Raw genomic sequence first — 15,104 nt, forward strand, 5'->3', positions numbered from 1 at the left:
CCCGGAGAGCGTTACCGTGACAACTTTCGCCCCCACCGACCATTCCGGCACCGAGCGACTCCGTGAGCGGATCGCCGAGGTGCTCACCACCGCGCGCACCAGGACGCACGGCCTGACCGACGTCGTGGACGAGGCCGAACTCGTCGCCCAGCATTCCCGTCTGATGAGCCCGCTGGTCTGGGACCTCGCGCACATCGGCAACCAGGAGGAGTTGTGGCTGGTGCGCGACGTGGGCGGACGCGATCCCGTCCGAGCCGACATCGATGAACTCTACGACGCCTTCAAACACGCGCGGTCCAATCGCCCCGGGCTGCCGCTGCTCGATCCCACCGAGGCGCGCGGCTACGTCGGCACCGTTCGCGACAAGGTGCTCGACGTGCTCGACAGCAGCGCGTTGCGCGGAAACCCCTTGGTAGACGGCGGTTTCGCGTTCGGCATGATCGCCCAGCACGAGCAGCAGCACGACGAGACCATGCTGGCCACCCACCAGTTGCGCACAGGCGCCGCGGTGCTCGCCGCGCCGAGCGCGCCCGCCGCGGCGATCCCGGCCTCCGGCGAGGTGATCATCCCGGCGGGCGAGTTCACCATGGGCACTTCCACCGATCCGTGGGCGCTGGACAACGAACGCCCCGCGCACCGGGTTCATCTGCCCGCCTTCGCGATCGACGCCGCGCCGGTCACCAACGAGCAGTACCTGGCCTTCGTCGAGGACGGCGGCTACGAACGCCCCGAACTGTGGTCCGAGCGCGGCTGGGCGCACCGCACCGCAGCGGGGCTGGTGGCGCCGCAGTTCTGGGACCGCGATCCGGCCGGACACTGGTGGCGGCGGGTCTTCGGCGTGATGACCCCGCTGCGTCCGCGCCAGCCGGTGCTGCACGTCTGCTGGTTCGAGGCCGAGGCCTACGCCAACTGGGCGGGCAAGCGACTGCCCACCGAAGCCGAGTGGGAGAAGGCCGCACGGTACGACCCGGACACCGGCGCCGAACGCCGCTACCCGTGGGGCGATGCCGAACCCGACTCCGCCACAGCCAATCTCGGACAACGCCATCTCGAACCGGCCGAGGTCGGCGCGTACCCGGCGGGCGCGTCGCCCGCGGGTGTGCACCAGCTGATCGGCGATGTCTGGGAGTGGACGTCGTCGGGCTTCGAGGCTTACCCCGGCTTCCGCGCGTTCCCGTATAAGGAGTACTCCGAGGTGTTCTTCGGCGGTGACTATCGCGTGCTGCGCGGAGGTTCGTTCGGCACCGATCCGGTGGCCTGCCGCGGCACCTTCCGCAACTGGGACCACCCGATCCGCCGCCAGATCTTCTCCGGTTTCCGCCTCGCCCGCGACCTGGGGCGGGACGAAATCTGATGTGCCGGCACCTGGGTTACGTCGGCCCGCCGGCGGCGGTCGGCGAATTGTTGACGCGCGGAACGCATTCCCTGCGCACGCAGGCGTGGGCGCCGAAGGAGATGCGCGGCGGCGGCACCATCAACGCCGACGGTTTCGGTGTCGCGTGGTGGCGAAACGGCGCGGGCGGCGCGCCCGAGGTGAGCCGCTATCGCAATCCCGACCCCATCTGGACCGATCCGGCGGTGGAAGAGGTGCTGCCCCAGCTGGTTTCGGGCGCGGTGCTCGGCTCGATCCGCTCGGCCACCGTCGGGATGCCCGTCGAACGGGCCGCGTGCGCGCCCTTCATCGATGGACGCTGGGCCTTCAGCCACAACGGCGCGATACCGGAGTGGCGACGGGTGCTCACCGCGGTCACCTCGGACCTCGACGTGGCCGCGACCCGCGCGGGCGCGACCCGCCTCTTCGAGACCGCCCGGCTGCTCGAGGCCGAAGCGGCGACCGACTCCGCGGCCCTGTGGGTGCTGCTGCGAGACCTGTTGCGCTCCACCGAATCCGCCGACTACGCGAAAACCCCGGCGACCGCGTTGCGTCTGCTTGTCGACGCCGTGCTCCGGCACATGCCGACGGCCCGGCTCAACCTGCTGATCGGCGACGGCGAACAGGTGTGGGCCACCACGGTGCACCACGCGCTGTCCGCGCTCGTCACCGACGATGTCGCCATCCTCTCCTCAGAACCGTACGACGACGATCCGCGCTGGCAGCCGATTCCCGACCGGAAGCTGGTGATCGCCAGGCCCGGGGTGCTCTCGATCGAGGAGCTGATCCCGCCCGATACCGAAAGGTCCACTCCATGACCGCACCGACGCTGGAAGTCCATCTCTCCGACGAGGATCTCACGACGGCACTGCGGACCGACGCCAGGCGCGGGCTCACCGCCGACCCGAAGTGGTTGCCGCCCAAGTGGTTCTACGACGCCCGTGGCAGCGAATTGTTCGAGCGCATCACCGAACTGCCCGAGTACTACCCGACGCGCACCGAACGCGCCCTGCTGGAACGGGTGGTCGGCGAGATCGCGCGGATCGCGCAAGCCGAGGTCCTCGTCGAACTCGGCGCGGGCTCGGCGCACAAGACCCGCCTGCTGCTCTCCGCGCTGACCGCCGAAGGTCCGCTGAAGACCTATGTGCCGCAGGACGTCTCGTCGGCGGCGCTGCGGGCGGCGGCCGAGCAGGTCGCCGCGGAGTTCCCCGCGCTCGGCGTGCACGGCGTGGTCAGCGATTTCACCGACACTCTGCGGAACCTCCCGCGCGGCGGCCGCCGGATGATCGCCTTCCTCGGCGGCACCATCGGCAATCTGGTGCCCGACGAGCGCGCCGAATTCCTCGCGGGCATCCGGGAGGTGCTCGAGCCGGGCGAGCGGCTGTTGCTCGGCGCCGGGCTGGTCATCGATCCGGACGTGCTCGTCCCCGCCTACGACGACGCGGCCGGGGTCACCGCGGAGTTCAACCGGAACGTCCTGCACGTGCTCAACCACCGCCTGCGGGCCGACTTCGATCCGGAGAAGTTCGCGCACGTCGCGCTGTGGGACGCCGAGCGCGAGTGGATCGAGATGCGCCTCGCGGCGACCGAGGACATGACGGTCACCGTCGCCGACCTCGACCTCACGGTGCACTTCGCGCGCGGCGAGCAGTTGCGCACGGAGATCTCCGCGAAGTTCCGCGTCGACGGGCTGGATGACGAACTCGCCGCCGCTGGTTTCCGCACCGAGCGGGTGTGGACCGACGACGACGATCGCTTCGCCTTGGTGCTCGCCGCGCGGATCTAGCGGTGGGAGGTCCTCGAAGGCCTCCTCGCGCCGTGCCTCGCCCGGCAGTGCCGACTGCACGTCTGCCGGGCGGTGAGCGTCGTACCGCGCTCGGCGGTGCAGGACTCCACCTACGCGTTGGCCGGTCCGACGATCGAGGTCAGTCGATCGATGAACGGGCGCATCGTCTCCCAGGCCTTGCGGACCTCCTTGGCGGCGCGTGGCGTCTCCAGCCATTCGGGCGCACCGAACTGGCGGCTCGCGGTCAGGGATTTGTGTCGTAGCAAGTCGATGCGCGGGTGGTCGGCCTCGTAGCCCTTGGGCTTGGTCTTCAGCTTGTCGCCGCCGATGGTGAACCCCGCCTTGGTCAGCTTCGCGAGGATCTTCTCGAGCTCCGGGCCGCGCACGTCGTCATCGATCGTGGCGCGCAGCTGGGCGACCTGGGCGGGTGTCCCGGAGTAGAAGCCGCCGCCGACGAACAGCCCGGCGGCGCTGATCTGCACGTACCAGCCGACGCCCGGCGCGGTGCCGACCACCGCGCCCTGCGCCGTCTTGTACGGGGACTTGTCCTTGGCGAAGCGCACGTCGCGATAGGGACGGAAGATCTTCGCGGTGCCGAAGTCGGCTTCCAGCTCCGCGGTCAGCGCGACCATCGGCGCTTTCACCGCGTCCTCGTACACCGACTTGTGCGCGTTCCAGAACGCCTTGGAGTTGTCGGCCTCCAAGTCCTCGTAGAAATCGAGTCCGGCCAACGGAAATCCACCGAAACCACTCATGACCGAGAACTTACGGCGGGCCACCGACTCAATTCTGGTCGGGGACGAAATCGGTGTTGAGTACCGCGAAACTCAGGATGAGCCCGACGATCAGCGCCACGCCCGCGGCGATGGCGGCCCACCGGCCGAGCGGCTCGCCCTTGTTGTGGCCGAGGATGCCGAACACGATACCCGCGGGGCCGAACAGGATGGGGCACAGGAACAGCGCGAGCGCCGCGCAGACGAAACCGATGATCGACATCGTCTGGGTGCCCGGCTTCCTCGGCTGCTCGGCGCCGAAGGGCTGGCCCTGCTGCGGATAGGAGGGATAGCCGCCTTGGCCTTGCGGATACGCGCCGCCGTGCTGCGGCTGTCCATAAGGCTGCGCCGCCGGGTAGTCGGCCTGATCGGAAGTGGAGTACGAGGACGGGCCTCCGGGCGGATAACCCTGTCCGCCGGGGTATTGGCCGCCGGGATACGACTGCTCGCCCGGCTTCTCGCCGCCTGGATAGCCGTATTGCCCACCCGTCGCATAGCCGGGCTGTCCCGGTGCGCCGGGCTGCTCGCTCGAGGGATAGCTGGCGGGCCCCGCACCGGGGTAGCCGGGCTGCCCGCCGAACGGATACTCGGGCTGACCCGCCCCCGGCTGATTCCATCCCTCCGGCCCGGTCGACTGCGGCGCCGAGCCGGTCACCGGCGGTTCCGTCGCGCTACCGGACGCCGAGGACGGCCCACCGCCCGAGGTCGCCGAGGGTTCGCTCGCCGCCTCGGTCCCACCGGAGGCCGACGGCGGCTGCGTCGACTCGCCCGGGACCGGCTGTGCGGACGCGGGAGTCGCCCATTCGGTGCCCGTCGGCTCGGGTTCTTCCGGCTTCTTCGACAGCGACGCCCCCGATTCCTGCCCCGACTGCGGTGCGCTGCCGGTCAGCGGTTTGTCCTCGGACGACTCGTCGGGATTCTTGGGTGTGCTCATCAGCGGCCTCCTGGTCGTATGCGCCTAGCAACCCCCGGGTACCACGTGGTTCGAGCTTTACCGTTCCAAGTCGGATTCGTCGATGATTCCCATCGCCGCCTCTTCGGCGGGCAGGGTCGAGTCGTCCACGTCCTCGGCGCGCTGGCCGCGCCGGGTCCAGCGCTCGTCCAAGTCCTCGCCGATGCCGAGCCTGCCGTCGTCCTCGCTCTCCCGATCGCGGATGGCGAGGTTCTCCGGCGGATTCTCGATGTAGCGCTCGTACTCGCGGATCTCGTCTTCCTGCTCGTCGTCTCCCATGTCCATGTCCAGCGGGTCACGGTTCATGGGTCCCAGTATCGTCCCGCCGATGCCGGGACGGGGGTAACTCGACGCCGCGAATTCGCGGATCCGTCGAGTCCGTGACTAATACGAGTAGCTCGCTATTCCGAAGGCGAAGACGACCAGCAGGACCGCCAGCACCAACACCACGGCGTTGGCGATGGCCGCCCATTTGCCGAGCGATTCGTTCTTGGTGTGCCCGACGAAACCGAGGATGATGCCCGCGGGTCCGGTGAGCAGGATGGGGAAGAAGCAGAAACCGACACCCAGCACGCTGAGGCCGAGGCAGACGAAGCTGATGATCGACAGCGTCTGCGTCTGAGTCGGCCGGTAGGGTCCGGCCGGGTACGGCGAGTAGCCGCCGCCGGGCGCGGCAGGGTAGCCCGGCGCCGCCGGATAACCCGGTGCGGCAGGGTAACCCGGCGCGGCCGGATAGCCCGATGCGGGCGGATAGCCCGGCGCGGAAGGGTGAGCGGGCGCCGCCGGGTACGCGGGCGGGTAGGCGGGCGGCGCGTCGTACGGGCTCGGCTGCTGCGGGTAGCCCCCGGCCGGCGTGCCCGCCGGAGCGCCGTCGAGCGGCGGATACCCGTACACGCCACCGGCCGGATACTGCGGAGCCGCGGGCGGCTCCGGCGGCTGATAGACCGGCGCTTCCGGGAGACTGGGCGAACCGGGTTGGTACACCTGCGTTTCCGGCGCGGTGCCGGAACCGTGCGCCTGCCCGGGCTGGTAGACCTGCGTCTCCGGCGCCGTGCTCGGCGGCTGGTACACCTGGGTCTCCGCCGTCCGGCGGTCGTCCTGCGCCCCCGACTTGCCGATGTCGATGCCAGGTCGCGGTTCCTGCGGCGTGGTCATGGCGGCGCCCCCCTCTACGTGTTCGATTGCCCCACATGGGTATCACGTTCGCCCGGCCAACTCCAGCGCGGGCTTGCAGGCGCTACCGGACATAGTCCGTGGGCGGCCTCGCGCGCGGCCGGAGCGAATGCGGCGGTACACCCGGAGGACGCTGCCGGACGGGGGCCGTCAGTAGCCCGCGCAAGGCCGGAGCGAACGCGCAGGACGCGTACCCGGCCGACGAAACGACAGCGGCCCGGGCGCGAAGCCCGGGCCGCTGTGTTGCTAGGGAAGCGTCACGCGTTGCCGTTGAACAGGCCGGTGACCGAACCGTTCTCGAAGACCTCGCGGATGGTGCGGGCCAGCAGCGGCGCGATGGACAGCACCGTCAGCTGCGGGAACTTCTTGTCCTCGGTGATCGGCAGGGTGTTGGTCACCACGACCTCGCGCGCGCCGCAGGCGGCGAGACGCTCGGCGGCCGGGTTGGAGAGCACGCCGTGCGTCGCCGCGATGACGACGTCGCCCGCGCCCGCCTCGCGCAGCACGCGCACGGCCTCGGCGATGGTGCCACCGGTGTCGATCATGTCGTCGATCAGGATGCAGGTGCGGCCGTCGACGTCACCGACCGGACGATGCGACTTCACCTGGTTCGGGACCAGCGGATCGCGGGTCTTGTGGATGAACGCCACCGGCGCGCCGTCCAGCGCGTCGGCCCACTTCTCGGCGACCTTCACGCGGCCCGCGTCGGGCGAGACGACGGTGATGTTCTCCAGGCTGTAGTTGGCGCGCACGTGCTCGGAGAGCTGGAACAGCGCGTGCATGTGGTCGACCGGGCCGTCGAAGAAGCCCTGGATCTGATCGGTGTGCAGGTCGACGGTGATGATGCGGTCGGCGCCCGCGGTCTTCAGCATGTCGGCGACCAGGCGGGCCGAGATCGGCTCACGGCCGCGGTGCTTCTTGTCCTGCCGCGCGTACGGGTAGAACGGCAGCACAGCGGTGATCCGCTTGGCCGAACCGCGCTTGAGCGCGTCGATCATGATGAGCTGTTCCATCAGCCACTGGTTCACCGGCGCCGGGAAGCTCTGCAGCACGAAGGCGTCCGAACCGCGGACGGATTCCTCGAAGCGAACGAAGGTCTCACCGTTGGCGAAGTCGCGCGCGATCTGGGGCGTGACATGGACGTCGAGTTCCTTGGCGACCTGCTCGGCCAGCTCAGGATGGGAGCGTCCCGCGAAGAGCATCAGGTTCTTCTGGTTATCGATCCATGACGCGGTCACTGCTGTTTGCCATCCTTTTGCTCGATTGCCTGACCCGACATCTCGTCGGCCGCGATGGCTGCCGCCGCCGCGATCGCCGCCGCGGTCCCCGGCCGGTACCGCTGCACCCAGTTCTCAATATTGCGCTGTGCTCCACCCGACACCGCGAGCGCCCCCGGTGGAACGTTTCTGCGCAGTACAGTACCCGCCGCCGTATACGCGCCGTCACCCACGGTCACCGGTGCGACGAACATGGTGTCGCTGCCGGTGCGGACATGCGAGCCGACCACGGTGTGATGCTTGCGCACGCCGTCGTAGTTGACGAAGACGCTGGAAGCGCCGATGTTGCTGTGTTCGCCGATCGTCGCGTCACCGACGTAGGTGAGGTGCGGCACCTTGGAGTGCGCGCCGATGGTGGCGTTCTTGGTCTCGACGAAGGCGCCGAGCTTGCCGGAATCGCCGACCACGGTGCCCGGTCGCAGGTAGCTGAACGGTCCGATGGCCGCGCCCGGTCCGACGGTGGACTGCTCGCCGTGCGTGCGCACCACCTTCGCGCCGTCGCCGACCAGCACGTCGGTCAGCGTGCTGTCCGGCCCGATCTCGGCGTCCTCGCCGATGACCGTCGCGCCGAGCAACTGCACGCCGGGCCGCAGCACCGCGTCCCTGCCGATCCGCACGCTCGCGTCCACCCAGGTGGTGGCCGGATCCATGATGGTGACACCGGCCCGCATGTGGCGTTCCAGGATGTAGCGGTTCAGGGTTCGGGCGGCTTGCGAGAGCTGCACCCGATCGTTGACGCCGGTGACCTTGGCCGCGTCGACCAGGCGGGCGCCGTGCACCGGATGCCCGGCCTCGCGGGCCAGGCGCAGCACGTCGGTGAGATACAGCTCGTGCTGGGCGTTGGCGGTGGACAGCCTGCCGATCATCGTGCGCAGCACGGCGGCGTCGAACGCGTACACACCGGAGTTGACCTCGCTGATCGCGGCCTGCTCGGGGGTGGCGTCGGCGTGCTCGACGATCTCGACGACCTGACCGTCCTTGTCCCGGATGATCCGGCCGTAGCCGTTCGGGTCGTCCGGGACGAAGGTCAGGACGGTGACCGCGGAGCGCTCGGTGTAGCTGCGGTGCTCGTCGAGCAGCGCGGCCAGCGTGTGTCCGTCGAGCAGCGGCACGTCGGCGGAGGTGACCAGCAGATCGCCGGTGAAGTCCTCGGGCAGCGAGCGCAGCGCGCACTGGACGGCATGGCCGGTGCCGAGCTGCTCCTCCTGCAGAGCCGGGGTGATGTCGCGGCCGAGTTCGGCGGCCACTTCGGCGACCGCGGCGCCGACTTGCTCTCTGTCGTGGCCCACCACCGTGATGAGGTGCGCGGGGTCGATCTCGTTCGCCGCATGCAGCGCGTGCGCGAGCATGCTTCGGCCGGCCAGCGAATGCAGAACTTTGGGGGTCTTCGACCGCATTCGCGTCCCGGCTCCGGCGGCGAGAACGACGACGGCGGTCTGCTGTGGCATGGATCTCCCTCGGCTGCCTGTCATCGTGCTGGCTATGAGTGCTTGGTCAGCGATGTGCGGGGCCAACGATAGTCACCGTGCCGGTGTGCTCCGCCGCCAGGACTCGAACCTGAACTATCTGAACCAAAATCAGAGGTGCTGCCATTACACTACGGCGGATCGCCACACCGGCGGATCAACGGAACCGCCGCTGTGCCTCGGCACGGGTTGAATCCTCGCACGAAGACCCGTCTCACGTCGAACCGATCCCGTCCCACGCGCGCGTTAGCACGTTCGCCGGCCCCGGGGGACTCCGCTGTCTGGAACAGTTGCCGTTTGACGGTAAGGTTCTGCCCGAGGGCGAGGTATCTGCCGGACGCCCCGACACAACGACTGATTTCGCAAGAACATGGACAACTCGCCCGGAACGCCCGGACCCGAGCACGGCCCGCTCGGTGGCTCGGTGCGGAACCGGCGAGGCGCTCAGGACCGGCGACATGACACGGAGAGGCGGAACAGCGTGTCTCGGCCGCGGATGACGGGAACCCAACGGCGCCAGCAGTTGATCGAGATCGGCCGGGCGCTGTTCGCGGAACGCGGGTACGACGCGACCTCGATCGAGGAGATCGCGCAGCGCGCCCAGGTCTCCAAACCTGTGGTGTACGAACACTTCGGCGGCAAAGAGGGGCTCTACGCGGTGGTCGTCGACCGCGAGATGTCGATGCTGCTGGACATGATCACGTCCTCGCTCACACAGAACCGTTCGCGGGTGCGGCTCGAGCAGGTCGCGCTCGCGCTGCTCACCTATATCGAGGAGCGCACCGACGGGTTCCGGATCCTGGTGCGCGACCAGGTCGCGACCACCGACGACGGTCGCTACTCCAGCCTGCTCAACGAGGCGGTCAACCAGGTCGCGCACATCCTCGCCGGTGATTTCGAGCGGCGCGACTTCGACACGAGCCTGGCGACTCTCTACGCGCAGGGGTTGGTGGGTATGGTCTCCACAGCCGCGACGTGGTGGCTGGACGTGCGGGAACCACCCAAAGAGGTTGTGGCAGCGCATCTGGTGAATCTCTGTTGGAACGGCCTGAGCCACTTGGAGGCCGATCCGCGGCTGGTTTCGGAATGGCGCGCGGGCACGTCGGATTGACCGGTGGTTAACCAGCGAATTGCGATGGAGGCTCGGCCGAATGCTCGAATTGACTGTCGTGCGCCCACCTGGTGGTACGGTTCACCCATCCTCTGGGTGCTGTTCGGGCGGTATGTCGGTCTTACTTCGGGATGTCGGTCTACTTCAGGATGGCTGGTTTTAGGGATGACAGGCGGATCTGATGGCTAGGCAAGCGCGCGCGGAGATCACCCGCGATTCCGTCCTTGCGGGCGCTGCCGATGTCTTTCTGCGCTTGGGATATGCGAACGCGAGCCTGAGCGAGATCATCGCGCAGTCCAACGTGACCAAGGGCGCCTTGTACTTTCACTTCGGTTCGAAGGAAGAACTGGCGCGCGCCGTCGTCGATCAGGGCAACGAGAGATTGATCAGCTCGTGCCAGGGCTTCTTCGATCCGCGAGTGCCCGCGCTGGAGGCGTGCATCGGCATCACCTATGTGGTGGCCGACCTGTCGATGAACGACCCGATGGTCGGCGCCATGCTCAAGCTCACCCACCAGATCGGCGACTACCGCGGCGCTCAGGGCGACAACATCGCCAAGACCTGGGGCGATACCTATCGCCTCCTGGCCGAACGTGCCATCGCCCAAGGCGATCTGGAATCCGACCTGGATCCCGAGATCGTCGGCCTGCTGCTGCAGGAGGTCACCGCGGGCGTGCACATCGTCGCGGTCGGGACCGAGTCGATCGACCAGATGGCCACCCGCATGGAACGTGCCTGGTACTTCCTGCTGCCGTCCATCGTCCCGACGGAAAAGCTCTCGTACTTCCGCGAATTCGCCGCGCGACGGTTGCGCCGCTACGTGCCGTAGGGGCGGGAAGCGGCGTAGCGCAACATCTTCGGCGCTCCTGAAAGCCAATGACCGCCTGCGCCAAGGTATGACCGTGATTGGCTTCGCATGGAAGGCGGCGACGTGACCCTTACACTGCCCCTGCTGCACCGCCTGTCCATCGCTCTGGAAGCCGAACTGAACCTCGCGTTCGAAGGCGAGCAACTGGCGGTCGGCTTCATCCGCCACGCCGCCTGACCCTCGTCCGACGTAGAGGTGATGGCTGGGCGAGGTGCTGTCGGACGACCGGCAGGGGCCGGCCCACCGATCCTGGGACAATCCCTCGCGGGTAGTGGTCTGTCCCGTGATCGCGAGGGTGGTCAACGTGGCCCGCGTCCGGAATGGAACCCCTGCGAACTTGCGCGTGTCGGCGCGCCAATAGACTCGGTTCGCCGCTCGAAACGCCCGCTTGAGCTCAGGAGTTGTCGATGTCCACCCACCGTCCACCACTGGCAGGACTGGTCGCGGCGGCCGGGGCGGATGCCGCGCTGCGCACGGTCACCGAGCTGATCGGGAAATCGTCGGTCGAGTTGGTGGCGCCGTCGGCGGTGCGGCCGTTCGTCGCGGCGACGGTGGCGGCCAAGCGTCCGCTGGTCGTGGTGACCGCGACCGGCCGCGAAGCCGACGATCTGACCGTCGAGTTGCAGGAGATGCTGGGCGAGACGGTCGCGCAGTTCCCCTCCTGGGAGACCCTGCCGCACGAGCGGCTGTCGCCGGGCGCCGACACGGTCGGGCGCAGGCTGGAGGTGCTGCGCAGGCTCGCGCTGGACTACGGCAACGCGAAGCGTTTCGATGAGGGGCGGGGGTCGGGCGACGGGCGGGCGGATTCGGTGTTCCCGGAGCCGCTGCGCGTGGTGGTGACGACCGTGCGTTCGCTGATGCAGCCGATGGCGGCCGGTCTCGGCGACATCGAGCCGATCGTGCTGCGGGTCGGCGCGGAGTTCGATTTCGACGAATTGCTCGTTCGCCTGGTGGAATTCGCCTATACCCGGGTGGACATGGTGGGCAAGCGCGGGGAGTTCGCGGTGCGCGGCGGCATCCTCGATCTGTTCCCGCCGACCGCCGACCATCCGGTGCGCGTCGAGTTCTGGGGCGACGAGGTGACCGAGCTGCGGCCGTTCGCGGTCGCCGATCAGCGGTCGATCGGCGAACTCGAGGTGGACGTCGTCGTCGCGCCGCCCTGTCGCGAGCTGCTGCTCACCCCCGAGGTGCGGGCGCGGGCGGCGGAGGTCGCCGAGGCGAACGCCGCCGATGCCGCGCTGGTGGAGATGCTGGAGAAGCTGGCCGAGGGCATCCCGGTGGACGGCATGGAGGCGCTGCTTCCGGTGTTGCAGCCCGGTGAGCTGCGGCTGCTGACCGAGCAGCTCGCCGAGGGCACGCACGTGCTGCTGTGCGATCCGGAGAAGATCCGCACCCGCGCCGCCGACCTGGTGCGCACCGGCGAGGAGTTCCTGGAGGCGTCGTGGACGGCGGCCTCGTTCGGCGGCGCCGCGCCGCTCGGCGGGAACGGCCTCGATCTGGCGGCCTCCTCGTATCGCGCGCTGCCGGTGATCCACGAGAGCGCCGATCGGCACGGGCTGCCGTGGTGGAGCCTGAGCCCGCTGGAGTCGGGCGATCCGGCCGAGGTCGTGCTTCCGGTGCTGGCCGGTCCCGCGGCACGCGGCTCCGACGAGCTGGTCGCGACGATCTTCGCCTCGTTGCGCGCGCACGTGGCCACCGGTGGTCGCGCCGTTGTCGTCGTGGCCGGTCACGGCACCGCGCAGCGCGTGCTGGAGCGACTGGCCGACGCGGAGGTGCCCGCTGCGGCGCTGGACGCGGGCGCCGAACCCAACCCGGGCGTGGTCGGCGTGCTGTGCGGCTCCCTGCACGACGGTCTCGTGTTCGACGGCGCCGGGCTGGTCGTGGTCGCCGAGTCCGATCTGACCGGTAACCGCGTCACCGCGCCCGCCGAGGGCAAGCGGCTGCCCGCCAAACGGCGCAACCAGGTGGACCCGCTGGCCCTCACCGCGGGCGACATGGTGGTGCACGATCAGCACGGCATCGGCCGGTTCGTGGAGATGATCGAGCGCACCGTCGGCGGCGCGCGCCGGGAGTACCTGGTCATCGAGTACGCGCCGAGCAAGCGCGGCCAGCCAGGCGACCGGTTGTTCGTGCCGATGGAGTCGCTGGATCAACTGTCCCGCTACGTCGGCGGCGAGATGCCGAGCCTGTCCAAGTTGGGCGGCTCCGACTGGGCGAACACGAAACGCAAGGCGCGCAAGGCCGTTCGCGAGATCGCGGGCGAGCTGGTGCAGCTCTACGCCGCGCGGCAGGCGGCGCCGGGTCACGCGTTCGGGCCGGATACGCCGTGGCAGCAGGAGATGGAGGACGCGTTCGCGTTCACCGAGACCGTCGACCAGATGACCGCCATCGCCGAGGTCAAGTCGGATATGGAGAAGCCGGTTCCGATGGACCGGGTGGTGTGCGGCGACGTCGGCTACGGCAAGACCGAGATCGCGGTGCGCGCGGCGTTCAAGGCGGTACAGGACGGCAAGCAGGTGGTCGTGCTGGTGCCGACGACGCTGCTCGCCCAGCAGCACCTGCAGACGTTCACCGAGCGCGTCGCCGGATTCCCGGTCACCGTGAAGGGCCTGTCCAGGTTCACCGATCCGGCCGAATCGCGGGCGGTGCTCGAGGGCATGGCCGACGGCGCGGTCGACATCGTGGTCGGCACCCACCGCCTGCTCCAGACGGGCGTGCGGTGGAAGGATCTCGGCCTGGTGGTGGTCGACGAGGAGCAGCGCTTCGGCGTCGAGCACAAGGAGCACATCAAGGCGCTGCGCACGCACGTCGACGTGCTGACCATGTCGGCGACCCCGATCCCGCGCACCCTGGAGATGAGCCTGGCGGGCATCCGCGAGATGTCGACCATCCTCACCCCGCCCGAGGAACGACACCCGGTGCTCACCTACGTGGGCGGCTACAACGACAAGCAGGTCACCGCCGCCATCCGGCGCGAGCTGCTGCGCGACGGCCAGGTGTTCTACGTGCACAACCGAGTGTCCTCGATCGACAAGGCGGCCAAGCGGATTCGCGATCTGGTTCCCGAGGCGCGGGTGGTGGTCGCGCACGGTCAGATGAACGAGGACATGCTCGAGCAGACCGTGCAGGGGTTCTGGCAGCGCGAGTTCGACGTGCTGGTCTGCACCACCATCATCGAGACCGGCCTGGACATCTCCAACGCCAACACCTTGATCGTGGAACGCGCCGACGCCCTTGGTCTTTCGCAGCTGCACCAGTTGCGCGGTCGCGTCGGGCGCAGCCGGGAGCGCGGCTACGCCTACTTCCTGTATCCGCCGGAGAAGCCGCTCACCGAGACCGCCTACGACCGGCTGGCCACCATCGCACAGAACTCCGATCTCGGCGCGGGCATGGCGGTGGCCATGAAGGACCTGGAGATTCGCGGCGCGGGTAACGTGCTCGGCGCCGAACAGTCGGGTCACGTCGCGGGCGTCGGCTTCGACTTGTACGTGCGCCTGGTCGGCGAGGCGGTGGAGGCGTATCGCGCCGCCGCGGACGGCAAGCCGATCACCACCGAAGAGGTCAAGGAAGTGCGCATCGACCTGCCCGTCGACGCGCATATCCCGCCCGACTACATCGCCAGCGATCGGCTGCGCTTGGAGGCGTACCGCAAACTGGCTGCCGCCCAAGACGATCCGGCTCTCGCCGCGGTGGTGGAGGAGCTGGTCGACCGTTACGGCCCGCTGCCTGTCGAGGTGGGGCGTCTGGTGTCGGTGGCGAAGCTGCGTTTGGTCGCGCGGGAATACGGTGTTACCGAGATCGCCGTCACTGGAACGACTTTGAAGGTCTCGCCGCTGCTGAACCTGCCCGACTCCAAGCAGTTGCGGTTGAAGCGGCTCTATCCGAGCGCGGGCTACAAGGCGGCGAGCGGTGTCGTGCAGCTGCCGCTGCCCAGGGTCGAGGACAGTGTCGGAGCGGAGCGGGTGCGCGACGTGCGGCTGTTGCAGTTCGTCGCCGATCTGCTGCTCGCGCTGGACGGAAAGGCCCAGGGGGCAGTGGATCTCACGGTGGACACCGAGGCGACGGCGGCTCGATGAGTACTCCGGACGGTGCCGCGGGAGGTGGTTCAGGGCGATCCGAGGGTTCCGCCTCGCGCAACGGCACATCGGGAAGCCCGAGCGCGTCATCGGCCAGCGCCGAGGAACCCGCTGTGGCGGGCCGCGCTGGTTCGGGGAGCCGGGGCGTTTCATCGGCCGGAGTCGAGGAATCCGCTGTGGCGGGCGGCGCCGAATCGGGGACATGCGGTGCGCAGCCAGGGGCCGACGTTGCGCTGGTGGCCGCGGGTTT

Annotated in this window: 12 protein-coding genes and 1 tRNA gene; 6 read left to right on the forward strand and 7 right to left on the reverse strand. The window is 69.1% G+C overall.

All coding sequences use genetic code 11. From position 1 onward, the window contains the following. Positions 1-16 precede the first annotated feature (16 nt). Genes egtB through egtD form a run of 3 tightly spaced genes read left to right on the forward strand, consistent with a single transcriptional unit; the run spans position 17 to position 3,158 of the window. Positions 17-1,354: an ergothioneine biosynthesis protein EgtB gene (egtB, locus tag AB0H49_RS11880; RefSeq protein WP_355002034.1), complete on the forward strand. Its 1,338-nt coding sequence runs from the start codon at positions 17-19 to the stop codon at positions 1,352-1,354. After that, positions 1,354-2,190: an ergothioneine biosynthesis protein EgtC gene (gene egtC / locus AB0H49_RS11885; RefSeq protein WP_355002033.1), complete on the forward strand. Its 837-nt coding sequence runs from the start codon at positions 1,354-1,356 to the stop codon at positions 2,188-2,190. The genes egtB and egtC overlap by 1 nt, the downstream gene beginning before the upstream one ends. Further along, positions 2,187-3,158 carry an L-histidine N(alpha)-methyltransferase gene (gene egtD, locus AB0H49_RS11890; protein ID WP_357250287.1) on the forward strand — a complete coding sequence of 324 codons (972 nt, stop codon included), beginning with the start codon at positions 2,187-2,189 and terminating at the stop codon, positions 3,156-3,158. Before egtC ends, egtD begins: the two co-directional genes overlap by 4 nt. Before the next feature lie 110 nt (positions 3,159-3,268). On the opposite strand, the gene AB0H49_RS11895 is transcribed toward egtD, so the two are convergent. The 7 genes from AB0H49_RS11895 to AB0H49_RS11925 all read right to left on the reverse strand — a co-directional run bounded on the left by AB0H49_RS11895 (position 3,269) and on the right by AB0H49_RS11925 (position 8,940). Further along, positions 3,269-3,913, reverse strand: a complete 645-nt coding sequence (locus AB0H49_RS11895; RefSeq protein WP_355002031.1) for a DUF2461 domain-containing protein — start codon at positions 3,911-3,913, stop codon at positions 3,269-3,271. A 28-nt stretch (positions 3,914-3,941) separates the two neighbouring features. Further along, positions 3,942-4,865 (reverse strand): hypothetical protein, encoded by a 924-nt coding sequence (locus AB0H49_RS11900; protein ID WP_357250290.1) that lies wholly within the window; start codon positions 4,863-4,865, stop codon positions 3,942-3,944. 57 nt (positions 4,866-4,922) lie between these two features. Next, on the reverse strand, positions 4,923-5,189 hold the full coding sequence (locus tag AB0H49_RS11905) for a hypothetical protein (protein ID WP_357250293.1): 267 nt from the start codon (positions 5,187-5,189) through the stop codon (positions 4,923-4,925). 78 nt (positions 5,190-5,267) lie between these two features. Next, positions 5,268-6,038 carry a hypothetical protein gene (locus tag AB0H49_RS11910; protein WP_357250296.1) on the reverse strand — a complete coding sequence of 257 codons (771 nt, stop codon included), beginning with the start codon at positions 6,036-6,038 and terminating at the stop codon, positions 5,268-5,270. 275 nt (positions 6,039-6,313) lie between these two features. Continuing rightward, positions 6,314-7,294, reverse strand: coding sequence for a ribose-phosphate diphosphokinase (locus AB0H49_RS11915; RefSeq protein WP_067784493.1), 981 nt, complete (start codon positions 7,292-7,294; stop codon positions 6,314-6,316). Then, a complete protein-coding gene (glmU, locus tag AB0H49_RS11920; RefSeq protein ID WP_357250299.1) occupies positions 7,291-8,781 on the reverse strand; it encodes a bifunctional UDP-N-acetylglucosamine diphosphorylase/glucosamine-1-phosphate N-acetyltransferase GlmU in 1,491 nt (496 codons plus the stop codon). The genes AB0H49_RS11915 and glmU overlap by 4 nt, the downstream gene beginning before the upstream one ends. Positions 8,782-8,869: 88 nt before the next feature. Then, positions 8,870-8,940: transfer RNA gene (locus AB0H49_RS11925), tRNA-Gln, on the reverse strand. Between the two features lie 355 nt (positions 8,941-9,295). On the opposite strand from AB0H49_RS11925, the gene AB0H49_RS11930 reads away from it, so the two are divergent. The 3 genes from AB0H49_RS11930 (at position 9,296) to mfd (ending at position 14,854) form a co-directional block, all read left to right on the forward strand. Then, positions 9,296-9,910 carry a TetR/AcrR family transcriptional regulator gene (locus tag AB0H49_RS11930; RefSeq protein ID WP_355002026.1) on the forward strand — a complete coding sequence of 205 codons (615 nt, stop codon included), beginning with the start codon at positions 9,296-9,298 and terminating at the stop codon, positions 9,908-9,910. A 181-nt stretch (positions 9,911-10,091) separates the two neighbouring features. Beyond that, a complete protein-coding gene (locus AB0H49_RS11935; protein ID WP_355002025.1) occupies positions 10,092-10,739 on the forward strand; it encodes a TetR/AcrR family transcriptional regulator in 648 nt (215 codons plus the stop codon). 446 nt (positions 10,740-11,185) lie between these two features. Continuing rightward, a complete protein-coding gene (gene mfd / locus AB0H49_RS11940; protein ID WP_357250303.1) occupies positions 11,186-14,854 on the forward strand; it encodes a transcription-repair coupling factor in 3,669 nt (1,222 codons plus the stop codon). Positions 14,855-15,104: the final 250 nt, after the last annotated feature.

The sequence above is a fragment of the Nocardia sp. NPDC050713 genome (assembly GCF_040654315.1).
Taxonomy (GTDB): domain Bacteria; phylum Actinomycetota; class Actinomycetes; order Mycobacteriales; family Mycobacteriaceae; genus Nocardia.

Coding starts and splice junctions, on each gene's coding strand:
- AB0H49_RS11895 (WP_355002031.1), bottom strand. CDS start 3,913: ATGAGTGGTTTCGGTGGATTTCCGTTGGCCGGACTCGATTTCTACGAG.
- AB0H49_RS11930 (WP_355002026.1), top strand. CDS start 9,296: ATGACGGGAACCCAACGGCGCCAGCAGTTGATCGAGATCGGCCGGGCG.
- AB0H49_RS11905 (WP_357250293.1), bottom strand. CDS start 5,189: ATGAACCGTGACCCGCTGGACATGGACATGGGAGACGACGAGCAGGAA.
- AB0H49_RS11900 (WP_357250290.1), bottom strand. CDS start 4,865: ATGAGCACACCCAAGAATCCCGACGAGTCGTCCGAGGACAAACCGCTG.
- AB0H49_RS11935 (WP_355002025.1), top strand. CDS start 10,092: ATGGCTAGGCAAGCGCGCGCGGAGATCACCCGCGATTCCGTCCTTGCG.
- egtD (WP_357250287.1), top strand. CDS start 2,187: ATGACCGCACCGACGCTGGAAGTCCATCTCTCCGACGAGGATCTCACG.
- mfd (WP_357250303.1), top strand. CDS start 11,186: ATGTCCACCCACCGTCCACCACTGGCAGGACTGGTCGCGGCGGCCGGG.
- AB0H49_RS11910 (WP_357250296.1), bottom strand. CDS start 6,038: ATGACCACGCCGCAGGAACCGCGACCTGGCATCGACATCGGCAAGTCG.
- glmU (WP_357250299.1), bottom strand. CDS start 8,781: ATGCCACAGCAGACCGCCGTCGTCGTTCTCGCCGCCGGAGCCGGGACG.
- egtC (WP_355002033.1), top strand. CDS start 1,354: ATGTGCCGGCACCTGGGTTACGTCGGCCCGCCGGCGGCGGTCGGCGAA.